This is a genomic window from Streptococcus dentasini (assembly GCF_053206945.1).
On the sequence record NZ_JBRUHS010000011.1, the window covers coordinates 59,214 to 74,868 of the forward strand.

The 15,655-nt window shown below is 41.3% G+C and carries 15 protein-coding genes and 1 riboswitch; of the genes, 14 read left to right on the forward strand and 1 reads right to left on the reverse strand.

Going from position 1 to position 15,655, the window contains the following annotated elements:
- Nucleotides 1-34 precede the first annotated feature (34 nt).
- The 12 genes from ACVR1G_RS08780 to pepF all read left to right on the forward strand — a co-directional run bounded on the left by ACVR1G_RS08780 (nucleotide 35) and on the right by pepF (nucleotide 11,627).
- Nucleotides 35-751, forward strand: coding sequence for a pseudouridine synthase (locus tag ACVR1G_RS08780; protein ID WP_447452802.1), 717 nt, complete (start codon nucleotides 35-37; stop codon nucleotides 749-751).
- Between the two features lie 235 nt (nucleotides 752-986).
- Nucleotides 987-1,101, forward strand: a riboswitch (FMN riboswitch).
- Between the two features lie 378 nt (nucleotides 1,102-1,479).
- The gene (locus tag ACVR1G_RS08785; RefSeq protein WP_165209292.1) at nucleotides 1,480-2,088 is read left to right on the forward strand and encodes an ECF transporter S component; all 609 of its coding nucleotides are present in this window, start codon (nucleotides 1,480-1,482) and stop codon (nucleotides 2,086-2,088) included.
- Nucleotides 2,081-2,863 (forward strand): creatininase family protein, encoded by a 783-nt coding sequence (locus tag ACVR1G_RS08790; RefSeq protein ID WP_447452803.1) that lies wholly within the window; start codon nucleotides 2,081-2,083, stop codon nucleotides 2,861-2,863. Before ACVR1G_RS08785 ends, ACVR1G_RS08790 begins: the two co-directional genes overlap by 8 nt.
- Before the next feature lie 527 nt (nucleotides 2,864-3,390).
- Complete coding sequence (locus tag ACVR1G_RS08795; RefSeq protein WP_447452804.1) at nucleotides 3,391-4,209, forward strand: oxidoreductase; 819 nt, start codon at nucleotides 3,391-3,393, stop codon at nucleotides 4,207-4,209.
- 26 nt (nucleotides 4,210-4,235) lie between these two features.
- Complete coding sequence (locus ACVR1G_RS08800; protein ID WP_447452805.1) at nucleotides 4,236-5,222, forward strand: AraC family transcriptional regulator; 987 nt, start codon at nucleotides 4,236-4,238, stop codon at nucleotides 5,220-5,222.
- Nucleotides 5,222-5,734, forward strand: coding sequence for an HXXEE domain-containing protein (locus tag ACVR1G_RS08805; RefSeq protein ID WP_447452806.1), 513 nt, complete (start codon nucleotides 5,222-5,224; stop codon nucleotides 5,732-5,734). Before ACVR1G_RS08800 ends, ACVR1G_RS08805 begins: the two co-directional genes overlap by 1 nt.
- Before the next feature lie 72 nt (nucleotides 5,735-5,806).
- Nucleotides 5,807-6,265, forward strand: a complete 459-nt coding sequence (locus ACVR1G_RS08810; protein ID WP_206221338.1) for a LytTR family DNA-binding domain-containing protein — start codon at nucleotides 5,807-5,809, stop codon at nucleotides 6,263-6,265.
- Nucleotides 6,262-6,639 carry a hypothetical protein gene (locus ACVR1G_RS08815; protein WP_165209307.1) on the forward strand — a complete coding sequence of 126 codons (378 nt, stop codon included), beginning with the start codon at nucleotides 6,262-6,264 and terminating at the stop codon, nucleotides 6,637-6,639. Before ACVR1G_RS08810 ends, ACVR1G_RS08815 begins: the two co-directional genes overlap by 4 nt.
- 124 nt (nucleotides 6,640-6,763) lie before the next feature.
- Entirely contained in the window at nucleotides 6,764-7,615 is an 852-nt protein-coding gene (locus tag ACVR1G_RS08820; protein WP_447452807.1) for a CPBP family intramembrane glutamic endopeptidase, read from the forward strand.
- Entirely contained in the window at nucleotides 7,612-8,574 is a 963-nt protein-coding gene (locus tag ACVR1G_RS08825; protein ID WP_447452808.1) for a ketopantoate reductase family protein, read from the forward strand. The genes ACVR1G_RS08820 and ACVR1G_RS08825 overlap by 4 nt, the downstream gene beginning before the upstream one ends.
- A gap of 246 nt (nucleotides 8,575-8,820) precedes the next feature.
- Nucleotides 8,821-9,765, forward strand: coding sequence for a competence protein CoiA (locus ACVR1G_RS08830; RefSeq protein WP_447452809.1), 945 nt, complete (start codon nucleotides 8,821-8,823; stop codon nucleotides 9,763-9,765).
- Between the two features lie 56 nt (nucleotides 9,766-9,821).
- Complete coding sequence (pepF, locus tag ACVR1G_RS08835; protein WP_447452810.1) at nucleotides 9,822-11,627, forward strand: oligoendopeptidase F; 1,806 nt, start codon at nucleotides 9,822-9,824, stop codon at nucleotides 11,625-11,627.
- 186 nt (nucleotides 11,628-11,813) lie between these two features.
- Here the strand turns inward: pepF and tehB are convergent, their stop codons facing one another.
- Nucleotides 11,814-12,689, reverse strand: coding sequence for an SAM-dependent methyltransferase TehB (tehB, locus tag ACVR1G_RS08840; RefSeq protein WP_447452811.1), 876 nt, complete (start codon nucleotides 12,687-12,689; stop codon nucleotides 11,814-11,816).
- A gap of 319 nt (nucleotides 12,690-13,008) precedes the next feature.
- Here tehB and typA point away from each other — a divergent pair, with 319 nt between their 5' ends.
- Together typA and ACVR1G_RS08850 are read left to right on the forward strand one after the other, a co-directional pair.
- Nucleotides 13,009-14,850 carry a translational GTPase TypA gene (gene typA / locus ACVR1G_RS08845; RefSeq protein WP_447452812.1) on the forward strand — a complete coding sequence of 614 codons (1,842 nt, stop codon included), beginning with the start codon at nucleotides 13,009-13,011 and terminating at the stop codon, nucleotides 14,848-14,850.
- A 345-nt stretch (nucleotides 14,851-15,195) separates the two neighbouring features.
- On the forward strand, nucleotides 15,196-15,498 hold the full coding sequence (locus ACVR1G_RS08850; RefSeq protein WP_447452813.1) for a DUF3165 family protein: 303 nt from the start codon (nucleotides 15,196-15,198) through the stop codon (nucleotides 15,496-15,498).
- Nucleotides 15,499-15,655: the final 157 nt, after the last annotated feature.

The following is a 15,655-nucleotide window of genomic DNA, read 5'->3' on the forward strand; positions in this document are numbered from 1 at the left end:
GCTGCCTAAGCTCCTTTTGTGTTACAATGAATGTATGCGATTAGATAAACTATTAGGTCAGGCGGGTTTTGGCTCTAGAAATCACGTTAAGAAATTGATTCGCAGTCTACAGGTGCGTGTGGATGGCCAGCTAGCGCGTTCTGACAGCCTCAATGTCGATCCCAGCCTGCAGACCATTACAGTGTCAGGTCAACAGCTCAGTCATTCTCAAGACACTTATTATATTCTCAATAAACCCAGGGGTGTGGTGTCAGCGGTAAAAGATACCCAGTACCAGACGGTCATTGATTTAATTACTCCTGGTGACCGTAAGGAAGGTCTCTACCCCGTTGGCCGTTTGGATCGCGACACGGAAGGGCTGGTTCTTATCACCAACAATGGTCCCCTAGGATTTCGTCTGCTCCATCCCAAGCACCACGTGGACAAAACCTATTATGTGGAGGTTAACGACCAGCTTTTTTCTGATGCGCCTGCTTTTTTTGACAAGGGCATCGCTTTTTTAGAGGGTAGAGTTTGTAAGCCAGCTAAACTACAAATTATCAGCTCTAGTTCAGAGCTCAGCAGAGCTTATATTACCATTTCGGAAGGTAAGTTTCATCAGGTCAAGAAAATGTTCCTAGCCTATGGTGTTAAAGTTACCTATCTCAGTCGTATTTTCTTTGGTCCTTTTGAGCTGGGAGATCTACCTGTGGGTTCTTATCGGAAACCAACAGTTGCTGAAAAAGGGTTATTAAAACGATACTTGGATTAAAAGAGGGAGAGAGGAGGTAGCTGGATATTAAACCGTGGTAACAGGTGTATCACAGTCTTGCATCTCAGAGTCTTTCTAATTATTGTTGTGTTGATGACAATTATATCTCTCTGGGGAATTTGCATATCCTCAACTAGCTAACTTCATTTTGGAATTTTCAAATTCTTCAAAAAACCAGCCTACACTCTCAAATCAGTTGACAGACTAATACACCTGTGTTAGAATGGCGGCGTTAATAATTCTTCGGGGTCAGGTGAGAGTCCTAACCGGCGGTATAGTCCGCGAGCCATAAGGCATGAACTGGTGTAATTCCAGTACCGACAGTATAGTCTGGATGAGAGAAGAATTTAGCTGAAAGACCTCCTTAGTACTTGGAAACAGTTAAAAGGAGTTTATTTGCTAAGTCTCAAAAAAACCTCGCATTTCATTTTGAAGTGCGCTTTTTTTATCATATAGCTATTTCAATCTAAGCAGTCCCAGTGTTAGTCGGCCAGCCTTGTTTTCGCATCAGTGAAGCAGTTTTCAATGTAAGCTCAACAGTGCTAGCGATACTTTGAGAATTAAGCAATGGCAGATTCTTTGGAGATAGTTTCACCTATTTTTGAGTGACGAAAGAGTCTTTTGATTATTGCCTTGGGTAGAATGATGGTATTTTTACTGGATGGATGAAAAAGGGTTTCTCATAAAATTTTCCCATGATTGTTGACGCATCTAGAAAGGAGGATTTTATGAAAAATCCGAAAATAAAATATGTCACCTACACGGCCATGTTTGCAGCTATCGCAGGCGTCCTGATGTCTCTTGAAATTTCGGTTCCCTTCATGCCTGTCTTCTACAAGGTTGACTTTTCAGATGTTCCTACGATCATTGCAACCTTTCTTTTAGGCCCTACGTCAGGTTTGATTATCGAGGTTCTAAAGATTCTGATCAAACTTTTTACCGTCGGTAGCAATAGCATGTATATCGGTGAGTTCGCCAATTTAATTTCGGCTGTCTTCTTTGTCTATCCTCTGGGCTTGATTTTTAAAAAGAAAGGTAAGACTTTAAAAGCAGCAGTTTTAGCTCTCTTGGCAACGATTGTGATCAAGACCCTGTCTGCTACAGCTATCAATCTCTTTGTTAGCCTGCCCTTGTATGCCAAAGCTGTAGGAATTGATTTGGAAAGTTTAGCCAAGTCTTTTGGTTCTATTAACCCAGCCATTTCCAACTTGACTAGCTTTATTCTTTTGGCGACGGTTCCCTTCAACATAGTCAAGGTTAGCTTGAACGGAGCAATTGCTTACCTTTTATACAAACGCTTTATCTATAAGATAAGTAAAGGAGATAAAAATGGCTAGATATTATCGTGAATTAACAAGGCTTGATATGGAGGTGCTTAATAAAGAAGAGACAATTGTTATGATTCCTCTTGGAGCCATTGAACAGCACGGCAATCATGCCCCACTGGGGACAGATGATTTGATTGCTGAGAAAATGGCTAATTTGATTCTACAGGAAGTCAACCAGATTGACGAGAATTTTCCGCTCTTGATCCTTCCCAATATTTCTATTGGTTTGAGCACCGAGCATGCCAATTTCTGTGGCAGCCTTACCTTTTCGACAGAGACCTACTACCATATGCTGAAAGAAATCATAGAGTCTCTCTACCACCACGGATTTAGAAAAATAGCCCTCCTCTCTTGTCATGGCGGAAATACCCCCATTGCTAATCTTCTCAGTCGAGAACTGCGCCATTCACATGATTTGGATATTTTTATTTTTAATTTTGGGGCATTTGATGATCCGCGCGTACAAGCGACAATTTCCGAAGGAAATACCTTCGATTTTCACGGTGGAGAGATGGAGACATCTATGGTCATGGCTATAGATGAAGACTTGGTTAAACTTGATAGAGTGCTTGCAGGACAAGCTACGGGGTACGTCTTTGATAGTAAGCTAAAGGAGTGCAACATCAATTTGAACTGGATCGCTGAAGATTTTATAGATAAGGACGGTAATCCAATTGGTATCGGTGGAGATCCTTCTGGTGCAAGTCCAGAAAAAGGGCAGATTATTTTTGCTGTCAATATTGAAAAAATGGTTGAGGGATTAAAATATATAGCTGGTTATTGAGGGGAGCATCTAAATTATTTACCCCTTCTAAGTTTATAGACTTCTCTCTTTCAATAGACTTGTTCAGTAACCAAAAGATACATTAAACTCATAAAAACATATACAAGAAAACTCCAAGGTTTGACTCATAAAATTTCTTCAGGTAAATGCTTTTGTTCAAGGCGATTTTACTGAAAATTTTATGAGTTCTTTTAATTGTACTGTACTTATATTGTAAATTCTAGAACTAGATTAAATTAGGTTATGGTTTATCCTAGTATCATATTTGTTATTGATGTTAGTAAACCCGAACACCCTTTGTTTTCTACCCATTACTATGATAGTACAGGGATTAGATTTAAGTCTGATAGCAGGAAGGGTTAATAATTGAGCTGTATCAAATTTGATAATTATTTATCTCCTCACAAAGTGTCCTTGTTTTGGGTCCTTTCTCCACTCTTTTTGGCATTAATTGTCATTAGAATGTCGTTCATTGTTCTATACAAAAAGTGAACAATTGATTTATAATTTTGTGGAAGGAGAAAAAGATGCGAAAGGTAATTTTATTAACAGGTGCTTCTTCGGGAATCGGCTACCTAGCAGCACAAGGTCTGGCAAGAGCGGGACATAGGGTTTATGGTGGCGCCAGACGCTTGGAAAAATTGGAAGAGTTAAAGCAAGATGGTGTCCGGCCGCTTTATCTTGATCTTACCAATGAACAAACCATTAAACAGGCCCTTGCAGTGGTTATTCAAGCAGAAGGCAGGCTTGATGTCTTGATTAACAATGCTGGCTATGCTGCTTTTGGTGCGGTTGAAGATGTTGCTCTTGAGGAAGTTAGAAAGCAATTTGAAGTCAATCTTTTTGGTCTGGCTTGTTTAACTCAGGAAGCTCTTCCTTATATGCGAGCTCAGAAATCGGGGCGCATTATCAATATCTCTTCAATAGGTGGCCGCATCACTACCATTATGGGTTCTTGGTATCATGCCTCTAAGTATGCCCTTGAAGCCTTATCCGATGGCCTTCGTATGGAAACAAAAGCATTTGGAATTGAGACGGTGATTATTGAGCCAGCCAGTATTAAAACACCTTGGAGCCAGATTGCTGTAGAAAATCTAAGAATCTCTGCAGTTGGAGGGGCCTATGAAAAGATGGCCAAAAAGGTCTCCCAAAGTATTGCAAGAATGTATGCAGGCCGATTGGTTTCTGAGCCTGACCTTGTAGCAAGAAGGATTGTCAAAATTGTCAATGCCAAACGAGTTAAACCGCGTTACCTCGTTGGTAGGGGCGCTAAAACTATTGTTTTTCTTCACGCAATCTTGCCTGCTGGGGTATTTGACTGGCTGGTTGTTAAGAGTTTGACTTGAGGTTAATATTTTTAGACAATAAGATTATGAAACTTATTATCACTAAACAATTTCAGATCTTCTTAAAAGAATTAGGAATAGACATTAGGCTGATCTTACAAAAAGCACAGTTGCCAAACAAACTTTGGCAGGAAGAGCTGACTTATAGCGCTCAGGATTATTATCACTTTATAGCGACTTTGGATAAGCAAATTACAGATGAAGCCCTATTAGCATTGAGCAATATTGACAATATTAAAATGTTTGTACCAGCCCTTTTTGCTGCTTTATCAAGTCCAGATGGTTTGACAGCCCTACAGCGCTTCTCAAAATATAAAAGTTTGATTGGTCCAGTAAAGGTAGAGATTCATGAAAGAGACGATGAAGTTGCTGTAAGCTATGCCTATCTATCATTACACTCGCCGCTTCCTCGCATGTTACTGCTGCAGGAGCAGTTGCTACTTTTAAGTATTTTACGGACAGGAACAGGAGCGTCAGTTCTTCCCCGCAGGGTCAGTTCGCCTTATGATTACGGAGCGGTTATTGAGAATGAGGTAGGCATCCTCCCACAAAAATCACAAGGGAACTTCTTGGTGCTATCTAAAGCAGATCTTGAAAAACCTTTTATCACTGAGAACAATGTCATGTGGCATTATTTGGAACCGAGTCTTAATCGGCAGCTAGCTCAGGAGGAAAAAAGCAGCAGGCATTTCACACAGACGCTTCAAAACGAATTGCTGTCGGCTATCCCCAGCGGTCAGTTCTCCCTTACTGCCGTAGCTGAGAGGCTTGGCCTTAGCGCCAGGACACTGCAGCGCCAATTAGCTGCTGAAAAGACGACATTTAAGGAAGAGGTTCTACGTATACAGAAATCAATGGCCTTTTCTTATCTTGATTTATCCATGTCGGTTGATGAGATCGCTTATCTCGTAGGTTACTCAGAAACTTCCAGCTTTCTGCGTGCTTTTAAAAACTGGACCGGCAAAACGTTCAAACAGTACAGAGAAACTAACCGATCGAAGGAGGAGAGATAATGACCCCAACCTTATTTGCTTTTCTTGCGCTCATGCTTTTTATGGTTCATGAGTTTGAAGAGATTCTTTTAGTCTGTCCATGGATTGCGAAGAAAAAGAGTGATCCAAAGTTTACTAATGAAATCTTTGTCGCTGGCAGAGCACATTATCCTTCAACAGAAACAATAGCCGCTAGCATTTTGGAGGAATTTGTTTTAGCTAGTCTGATTTTGCTTGCAGGTATTCTTTTTAAATTACCAGAGTTAGTGCTGGCGATTACGCTGGGACATACTGTTCATCTTTTATCCCATATCAGTCAGGCCATCCGATTTCGAACTTGGGTTCCTGGCAGCATGACTGCAGTTTTCACCATGCCTTTGCTTATCTTCAGTATCTTTCTGTTTTGTCTGAACAATCCCCTTCATTGGCTATTGTTGTTGGTCATCACCCCGCTTATTTTTACAGCCCTCATCGCCAACCTTGTTTTTCTGCATCGGCAGGCTGAACAGGTTGAAAAATTCCTACACTCGTAAATAATGTATCTCAGTTCCTCTATCCTGCATCTTGGTTGATGCGGGATTTTTTGGTAGAAAAGCTGTGCTATAATGAAAACTATGAAATTACGAATTGAACAGGATGCCAGCTTCAAGGAGTTGGAAGTCAGCTTAAAATATAGTGACAAAAATAGGCTGGTTGAGCGGATTTTAACATTTTTGGAAAGTGTCGATAAGCAAATCAGCTGTTATGAGGATGGGGTTGAGTATTTGGTCAATCTTTCGGATATTTACTATATTGAAAGTGTTGACAAGAAGACTTTTGTCTATTTAGCAGATGACATTTATCAAACGGATTTGAGACTCTATCAACTGCTCCATGACCTGAAAAATGACGGGTTTGTTCAGATTTCTAAGAGCTGTCTGCTTAATATTAATGTCTTGGAAAGTATTCGGCCGCTTTTTAACAGCCGCATGGAAGCGACTTTGCTCAATGGTGAGAAGGTTATTGTCAATCGCCGTTATTTACAGGCTGTTAAAGAAGCCTTAAGAGGAGGTGAGCCAAAATGAAAAAATGGTTGGTTAATGTCTTTGCCACGACAGGCGTATCGTTGCTCTTATTAACTCTGGCTGCCTTGTATTTGAAGGCAGAGTGGCTCCTGCTAGTGAGTATTTTTCAGGTCTTTTTTCTTAACGGTCTCATCCAATTGCTGGTTTTATTTATACGCAAACTAGAGTGGGAATCCTTTATGTTGCAGGTGCTGGTGGAAATTGTAGCGATTGAAGGCTTGACAATGGGGATGGGCTGGCTCTTTCATTGGAATCAGCCTTGGATGTTTCTTCTTATTGGGATCGCTGTTTATGTCATTTCACAAGTCTTGGATCTTTTTGATCTCAGCCAGGAAGCGCGTGAAATTAATTTATTGATTAAAAACCGTCGTTAATTAAACACGCCTACACTCCTAGAAAAAAATGTTTCTTTGAATCTTTAGTGATTCATCGTTAGGTTCTCTATTTTTCTTTGGAGCGCTTAACGGCTTTTGTATCTTAGTATAAGGAGGATTATCTATGTTACCCAAAAAGAAAAAAATCGAGTTAGCAGTCTTGACTATCTATCTGCTCTGCTATGGTTTGCATCTCTTTGACTATTTTATTTTACGGACCGATCAAACCTTCTGGAATGAAGCCTTTGTGCACAAATTATTGGGAATTGCGGTCATCTATGTAGCTCTCAAATTTTTTCAGCTCACTTGGCAGGAGATAGGCTTTAGGCAAGGAGGTTTCCTCAAAAACACTTGGAATGGACTGCTTTTTGGACTTGTCGTTTATGTGCTGGCTTATGGTGTGGAAATCCTCCTGCTTAGCAATCAAGGCAAGTTTCAAGGACTGGATGTCTATGTTAGCGCCTATGCTGTGGATAAGAACGTTGGCAGAGAAACTGGTTTAATCTTCTTTCTCATCTGCTTTGTGGGTAATGTCATCAATGTCATCATGGAGGAAGGAGCCTTTCGCGGCCTGTTTCAAAAACTTTTTGAGCAGAAATACAGCTTTATAACCGCAGCCGTCTGCTCCTCAATACTTTTTGGTCTTTGGCATTTTGTTGGGCCACTGCGCAGTTACTTTGATGGGGACATGAATTTTTCAGGTTTTATACTTAATGCGCTGATGCTGGTTGTTACCTCTGCCATGGTAGGATTTAAGTTTGCGCTCATGACTAGACTGTCAGGAAGCCTTTATATGGCTATGTCCCACCATTTTACCAATAACTTTTTAATCAATATCATTCATACCCTATCTGATACGGGGGCAGATGAGCTGATGTTTGTCAGAGTCGCCATTGCACAAATCCTATCTTTTGTTCTGGTCTTGCTTTGGTATTTACTGGCTGCAAAAAAGAGTAGAAAGGAAGTTTCACAGTGAAAATTTTAGTAGTGGGTTTAGGTGTTATTGGAACAACTTACGGCTATCTTTTTCAAAAGTCGGGTCATGAGGTAGAACACCTTATCAGAAAGAGCAGTAAAAGAGCCGATATCCAAGAGTTAGACATTGAACTTCTGGATGGCCGGACTGAGAAAGATGGTATTCAAAGCAGTGATGTTTATCAAGTGAAGCACTGTTCCAGCAAAGCCTATGACTTCATCTTTGTCAGTGTTCCGTCAGGCGGTCTTGCTTCTATCCTTGAACGTTTGGAGGCAGATGGTATTTCTGGCACCTTAATTTTAGCCTGCGGAATTTGGGAAGACCGTGCTTATATTGATAATCTGGTAAAGGGGCGTCCTTATATTTTAGGCTATCCAGTTGCCGGCGGCAATATCAGGGACAATAAGCTGACGGCCTGCGTCTTTGATCATTTCATGCTAGAAAGAAAGGAAAAGGCAGCCCTTCCTAATTATGAAAAGTTAGTGCAGATTTTCATGGATTGCCAAATTAAACTGGAGCAGCCCTATGATATGCTGGAATGGATTTGGATGCACATGGCCATCAATGCCGGTGTTATTTCAGCTATTATCAAGTATACCGACACAACTGATACTCAAGCAGCTGTTGAAAGGGCTATGGCTTCTTCACAAACGTTAAAAGCAGCAGTGGAGAATATTCGTGAAACAGCACAAATTGTCGCAGCCCGCGGTGTTAATCTCAAAAATTATTCTAACGAATTGCTAGCTTACAAATTACCAACTTTTTTGTCTGTCCCCCTTATGAAACGTACGTTTGCTAAAAAGGTCCTGACCCGTCAAATCATGACCCTGCACGATAATCTCAGTGATCTATTATTTGTCTGTCAATGTGTCTATGACAGCGGCCAGGCTCTAAATCTAGCAGCACCTCATTTTTATAAAGCTTATGAGGAAGTACAAGATAAGCTTTTTGACTATTAAAGAGGGGGGAGCAATGTTATATTCAATATTTTATAGCGGTCTATAAGAATAGAGTAGTTTGTTCCCAAGAGCACATCAGTAAAAATATTTTTCAAGGCCCAAGTTAAATAATGGTGTATTTTAAAATAATTTACGAATAATAAAGGTGAAACCTATCTTACTCCTTTTATCTTATTTTGTGATGGTATTATTTTAGAAGATTATCTGATCATGGAGTCTCCCCGATTGATATATTGGAGGTGTGCTATGCTAGTCGCAAGAAATAAGGCCGGCAGGCTGATTAATCTATTGGATGACCTTCCTGAAAAGGACGATTTCTTCTGTCCTGCCTGTGGAGCTGAAGTTCGCTTGAAACGGGGAACCGTAAAAAGGCCACATTTTGCTCATATCAATCTGCAGGACTGCCACTTTTATTCGGAAAATGAATCAGCAGAACATTTGTCTCTCAAGTCAGCCCTTTATACTAGTTTGTCAAAAACTGAGCGGGTGGTTGTGGAGCAATTCTTACCGAAATTAGGGCAGATTGCAGATCTTTTGGTCAATGAAAGACTGGTGCTTGAAGTGCAGTGTTCACGCTTGTCCGAAGACCGACTGCGTGAACGGACACAGGCCTATCAAAAAAGCGGTTTTCAGGTACTCTGGCTGCTGGGGAAAAAGCTCTGGCTTGGTAAGCAGTTGACACCGCTGCAGCACGACTTTCTCTACTTCTCAAAAAATATGGGCTTTCACCTTTGGGAACTGGATCTATCGAAAGAATGCCTGCGTTTAAAATATTTAATTCATGAAGATGGGCACAACAGGGTGCATTTTTTAGTGAAAGAATGCCGTTTTTCGGGGCATTTGTTTGAGTTTTTACACCAACCTTTTGTCAAGCAGCTCATGGAGACCTATCGCTTGAAAATGGATGAACATCTTTTATCTTACATTCAGCGTCAGCTTATTGCCAAAAATCCTCGCTGGTTAAAAAAGCAGGAAGAAGCCTATTATTTGGGAGAAAATCTGCTATCGAAATCCGTTGATGATTTTTACCCGCAAGTGCGACCGCCTCAGGGATCCTTTTGCCAGATCGAAAGAGACTTATCAAAATTTTACCAGCAATTTGAAGCATTCTACAGAAGCAGTAGTGATAAAAGATTTCAAAGGCTTTACCCGCCAGCCTTTTATGATAAAATAAACGCAAAAGGTTTATAAGAAAGGACGGGAAAACACAGATGGTTTGAGCATAAACTATCTCGTTTTAATGTGGTATGTCAGATAATCGTGATCATATTGAAGAAAAATATCAATGGGATTTAAGAACGGTTTTTGCTAGTGATGCAGATTGGGAGGCAGAATTTGAATTGCTTAGTCAGGCAATTGAAGAGGCGAAAGGCGTAGCCGGACAACTTGGTCAGTCAGGCAGGAATTTATTAACAGTGACAGAACACTATTTAGCATTATCTCGCCGATTAGAGAAACTCTACGTTTACGCCTCTATGAAAAATGATCAGGATACAACAGTAGCTGCTTATCAGGAACTACAGTTTAAGGCAACCAACCTATATGCCAAGTATGGTCAAACCTTTGCCTTCTTTGAGCCGGAAGTTTTGGCCTTATCTTCGGAGCAGTTTGACAGTTTTGTGACGGAAGTGCCAGAGTTAGAAGCCTATCGCCACTTTTTTAAACAGCTTTTTGATCAGAAAGCCCATGTCCTCTCGCCTGAAGAAGAGGAGCTCTTGGCAAATGCCCAAGAAATCTTAGATGCTGCTGGTGAAACCTATGAAATTTTGGATAATGCTGATCTTGTTTTTCCTTTTGTTAAAGATAGCGATGGTGAAAAAGTTGAGCTGACTCATGGGAATTTTATTATCTTGATGGAATCCCCTGATAGAGAGGCTCGCAAGCAAGCTTATGAAGCCTATTACAGCATTTATGCACAATTTCAGCACACCTATGCCAAGACACTACAAACTGCGGTTAAGCGCCATAATTTTGAGGCTAAAGTTCGACATTATGATTCTGCTAGACAGGCAGCCATGGCCGGTAGTCATATTCCAGAATCTGTTTATGACACCTTGTTAACGACGGTTGATAAGTATTTACCTCTGCTTCATCGCTATATAGCGTTGAGGCAGAAAGTTTTAGGGTTGCCCGACTTGAAAATGTATGACCTCTATGCTCCATTATCCCGTGTGGATATGGCAGTGACCTATGAAGAAGCCTTGGATAAGGCCCAAGATGTTTTAAGTGTTTTCGGAGAAGACTATAGCGAGCGAGTCAAACGTGCTTTTAGGGAACGCTGGATTGACGTTTGTGTCAATAAGGGTAAACGCTCAGGTGCTTATTCTGGTGGTGCTTATGATACGAACGCCTTTATGCTGCTTAATTGGCAGGATACATTGGATAATCTCTACACTCTTATCCATGAGACCGGCCACAGTATGCACTCTACTTTCACACGGGAAAATCAGCCTTATGTTTATGGCGATTATTCCATTTTCTTGGCCGAGATTGCATCGACAACAAATGAAAACATCTTGACAGAAACCTTGCTTCAGGAAGTGACAGACGATACAGAGCGCTTTGTTATTTTGAATCATTACTTGGATAGCTTTAAGGGAACGGTCTTTCGCCAAACCCATTTTGCGGAGTTTGAGCAAGCTATTCATCAAGCAGATGCTAGAGGCGAGGTTCTGACCAGTCAGTACCTCAATGATCTTTATGCCGATTTAAATGAAAAATATTATGGCTTGGCTAAGGAGGAAAACCCACAGATTCAGGTTGAATGGGCGAGAATTCCGCATTTTTACTATAACTTTTATGTTTATCAATACGCGACAGGTTTTGCGGCCGCCAGCTATTTAGCACAAAAAATTGTTCATGGCAGGCAAACTGACAAAGAAGCTTATCTGGCTTATCTTAAGGCTGGTAGTTCCGATTATCCTTTAGGGGTTATCGGCAAGACCGGACTCGATATGACGGCGTCTTCTTATTTAGAAGAGGCTTTTAAGGTTTTTGAAGACCGTCTGATAGAGTTGGAAGCCCTTGTCGCTAAGGGAGTACACCGGCAGTAATTTCTGTCTTGGTAAAAATAACCTGATTCCATTACGGTATCAGGTTTTTATTATATGATTGTCAGTCCGTTTCGCACCGAGGGACGCGAAACGAATAAGGAAATAGCAACTGTTATGATAATGGCAATACCCTTGTTTTCCAAGTAGATTCTATAAGATGATGTATAAAAGATTCTCCCTGACTCATTAGATTTTTCTGGCTAACATCGTGGCAAAACGTATGCGGATAGGGTTGCCATTTTCGTCGCACCTGTGAAGGTGGCCGAAATTTTCATTGTACTTAATGAGTTGCCATTCTTTATAGTAGTCAGCTAGTTCGCCTTTCTTAAAAGTGAAAGGAAAGGGCATGGGGCAGGGGGCGTCTATTGTATCCATAGCACAGACAATCAGGTTATAACCACCAGGTCGGGTACTTTCCTGCATATCCCTAATGATGGCCGGTACACGCTTGGGGTCTAGGAACATGAAAACAACTGTTGAAAGAATAAGATCGTAGGTATTAGCTAAATTAGCGGCATTAATATCATAGACCTTACATTGAATTGGCAGATTTTCATGTTCAGCGATCTGACTTAGGCGGTTTAGACTAAGTTGGTTGATATCAAGTGAGGTTACCTGATGGCCTAGAATGGAAAGGTAGAGGCTGTTGCGTCCCTTTCCACAGCCTAAATCCAAAGTTTTGTTTGCAGGAATGCTTTCTCGTTCAATTGCTTCTCGCACTTCAGAGTGAGGTTCGATTTGATACTTTTTAGCAAAGTAATCTGCAGGTAGGCAGTAAAATTCTAAATAAAATTCTAGGTCGCTTGATGCTGCTTCGATACGATGCCAAACTTGTGGTGGAACAAGAGGAGGCCGACTGTCCTTGTCAAAGCTTGTCTGCCCTAACACTTGACCTTCATTGTCTAAGACATAGTAAATCAGCTGGCCTGAAAGGATAGTTAATTTCCCCCAAGTTCCTGCCTTGGTATTGTGCTTCTTGATGAAGGTGTTAGGGATAGTTGTGGCAGTCCAGTTGGGCATTCGTTTGTAAGGAATTAATTTTTCAGTATCAATATCAATCATTGCAACCCTTTCTTTTAATGAGATACAAAGGTGTCAGGGATATGTAGCAAAAGAGGAAGGCTAAGGAAGACGCTCGGCCGGCTATCAAGTAGTTGGGAAGACTTCGTCTATTTGCGCAGTGGCGTAGACACATCCGGTTTGTGGATTTATTATAGCAGAAAATGCTTCGATTTCAGTGGTTATAGGTAATAAAGTAATTAAATGGTGAAGCATCTGGAAGCTTCACTTTAAAACGTTTACATGCTCAAAGGTCTGATTTAAAGGGGAAATTGTGGTACAATAAGAAGGTTGAAATATTTATAGATAAATAGAGGAAATCATGACTAAACTTAGAGAAGATATTCGCAATGTAGCTATTATCGCTCACGTTGACCATGGGAAAACAACTCTGGTCGATGAGCTTTTAAAGCAATCCCATACGCTTGATGAACGCAAGGAGTTGGATGAACGTGCGATGGATTCCAATGACCTAGAAAAAGAGCGTGGAATTACCATCTTAGCTAAAAATACAGCAGTGGCCTATAACGATGTACGTATCAACATCATGGATACTCCAGGACACGCAGATTTCGGTGGAGAAGTTGAGCGTATCATGAAGATGGTTGATGGTGTTGTTCTGGTTGTGGATGCTTATGAGGGAACCATGCCCCAGACTCGTTTTGTGCTGAAAAAGGCTCTGGAGCAAAATTTAACACCGATTGTTGTTGTTAACAAAATTGACAAACCAGCGGCACGTCCCAACGAAGTAGTTGACGAAGTTCTGGAGCTCTTCATTGAGTTAGGAGCCGATGACAACCAGCTGGACTTTCCAGTTGTTTATGCCTCAGCTATCAATGGCACATCATCTTTATCGGATAATCCGGCGGAGCAAGAACATACTATGGCACCGGTCTTTGATACCATTATTGATCATATTCCTGCACCGATTGACAACTCTGATGAACCTTTGCAATTTCAGGTCTCTCTTTTGGATTACAACGATTTTGTCGGTCGTATCGGTATCGGTCGCGTCTTCCGTGGAGCTGTCAAGGTTGGTGATCAGGTAACGCTCTCTAAACTGGATGGCACAAGTAAAAACTTTCGTGTGACCAAGCTTTTTGGTTTCTTCGGCCTTGAACGTCGTGAAATTCAAGAAGCAAAGGCTGGGGAATTGATTGCTGTTTCAGGTATGGAAGATATTTTCGTTGGTGAAACTATCACGCCGACAGATGCGGTTGAACCTCTGCCGATCCTTCATATTGATGAACCCACTTTGCAGATGACCTTCTTGGTTAACAATTCTCCTTTTGCCGGTCGTGAAGGTAAATGGGTAACGTCACGTAAGGTAGAAGAGCGTCTTTTAGCAGAACTGCAGACAGATGTATCACTGCGTGTTGATCCCACAGATTCTCCGGATAAATGGATTGTTTCAGGCCGTGGAGAATTACATCTATCTATCCTGATTGAAACCATGCGCCGTGAAGGCTATGAGTTGCAAGTGTCGCGTCCGGAGGTCATCATCAAGGAAATTGATGGGGTCAAATGTGAACCATTTGAACGCGTGCAAATTGATACACCGGAAGAATATCAGGGGGCTATTATCCAGAGCCTGTCTGAACGCAAAGGTGACATGTTGGATATGCAGGTGGTTGGTAACGGCCAGACCCGCTTAATCTTTTTGATTCCAGCTCGCGGTTTGATTGGCTATTCGACAGAATTTCTATCTATGACGCGTGGCTACGGCATTATGAACCATACCTTTGACCAATATCTGCCAGTCGTTCCTAGTGAAATTTCCGGCCGTCATCGTGGTGCTCTTGTCTCTATTGAAAATGGTAAAGCGACGACTTATTCTATCATGCGTATTGAGGAGCGTGGTACTATCTTTGTTAATCCGGGTACTGAGGTTTATGAAGGCATGATTGTCGGCGAAAACTCTCGTGACAATGATTTAGGGGTTAATATTACAACAGCTAAACAGATGACCAATGTTCGCTCAGCAACTAAGGATCAGACAGCTGTTATCAAGACACCGCGTATTCTGACTTTAGAGGAATCTTTAGAATTTCTAAATGATGATGAATACATGGAAGTGACCCCAGAATCTATCCGCCTGCGTAAGCAAATCTTAAATAAGGCTGCCCGTGATAAGGCTAATAAGAAGAAAAAGTCAGCTGAATAAACAGACAGCGTTAACTATTTACTCTTGTTTGAATATCTATCAGCTGACGTGATAGTTGCTACCGAAGCAAGAAGTCTCGATGATGTGTCAAAAGAGAAGCCACTGCTTAGCTACTGCTCTTTTGGATAAAGCAGTTCTAGAAATATAATTATTTTCCAGATACCGATGCATTTTATTCGGATTCTTATTGGCACTAAGGAGCCTAATAACTTGCTATTTTATATATGGCCCCTGCCTCAAAGTCCGTTTAAAGGAACGGAGCGGTTAGAAAAACAGGACTTTCTGTTGATCTTATATTTTTAATTTGCTTTTTGGGGTGGGGCATCTTAGTAAAAGGAGGCGCGGATGTTTTATTTTATTGTAGCAATTCTCATCGCGATTTATTATTTCTTTGCGGCTCCTAAGACCGTCAAGAATACCATGAATATGATCTCAACCATGGGAATTGTGGCGGTTCTACTGGTTATGTCCATTTTGGGATTTGTCAAGTTGATTCAGTCGCCCCCTGAGGTTTTTGTAGGGATAGCGATGATTGGAGTGGCTTATTTTAGCCTACGGGATGTTATCAGACTTTCACCTAGGCCTAATAAACACCGCAAATATATCATTGGTTTCAGGGATTTTATCATTAATCATTTTAAATCATAGTTTGAAGAGCCGGACGATTAGGTCAGGCTCTTTTTAGGTACGACAGGCATGTTGTACCTCTGAGGTGAAAGTCCTCTGTGGGCACCCGCTACCGGTGAACCCAATAGCGATTCCCAAGCCTGACTATCGTGAGGTAGCGGGGAGAGGAAGGGATAGC

Bases quoted from the DNA above. Each gene is read 5' to 3' on its own strand.
- ACVR1G_RS08795 (WP_447452804.1), top strand. From the start codon at position 3,391: ATGCGAAAGGTAATTTTATTAACAGGTGCTTCTTCGGGAATCGGCTAC.
- ACVR1G_RS08800 (WP_447452805.1), top strand. From the start codon at position 4,236: ATGAAACTTATTATCACTAAACAATTTCAGATCTTCTTAAAAGAATTA.
- tehB (WP_447452811.1), bottom strand. From the start codon at position 12,689: ATGATTGATATTGATACTGAAAAATTAATTCCTTACAAACGAATGCCC.
- ACVR1G_RS08785 (WP_165209292.1), top strand. From the start codon at position 1,480: ATGAAAAATCCGAAAATAAAATATGTCACCTACACGGCCATGTTTGCA.
- ACVR1G_RS08790 (WP_447452803.1), top strand. From the start codon at position 2,081: ATGGCTAGATATTATCGTGAATTAACAAGGCTTGATATGGAGGTGCTT.
- ACVR1G_RS08850 (WP_447452813.1), top strand. From the start codon at position 15,196: ATGTTTTATTTTATTGTAGCAATTCTCATCGCGATTTATTATTTCTTT.
- ACVR1G_RS08805 (WP_447452806.1), top strand. From the start codon at position 5,222: ATGACCCCAACCTTATTTGCTTTTCTTGCGCTCATGCTTTTTATGGTT.
- ACVR1G_RS08830 (WP_447452809.1), top strand. From the start codon at position 8,821: ATGCTAGTCGCAAGAAATAAGGCCGGCAGGCTGATTAATCTATTGGAT.
- pepF (WP_447452810.1), top strand. From the start codon at position 9,822: ATGTCAGATAATCGTGATCATATTGAAGAAAAATATCAATGGGATTTA.
- ACVR1G_RS08780 (WP_447452802.1), top strand. From the start codon at position 35: ATGCGATTAGATAAACTATTAGGTCAGGCGGGTTTTGGCTCTAGAAAT.
- ACVR1G_RS08820 (WP_447452807.1), top strand. From the start codon at position 6,764: ATGTTACCCAAAAAGAAAAAAATCGAGTTAGCAGTCTTGACTATCTAT.
- ACVR1G_RS08815 (WP_165209307.1), top strand. From the start codon at position 6,262: ATGAAAAAATGGTTGGTTAATGTCTTTGCCACGACAGGCGTATCGTTG.
- ACVR1G_RS08810 (WP_206221338.1), top strand. From the start codon at position 5,807: ATGAAAACTATGAAATTACGAATTGAACAGGATGCCAGCTTCAAGGAG.
- typA (WP_447452812.1), top strand. From the start codon at position 13,009: ATGACTAAACTTAGAGAAGATATTCGCAATGTAGCTATTATCGCTCAC.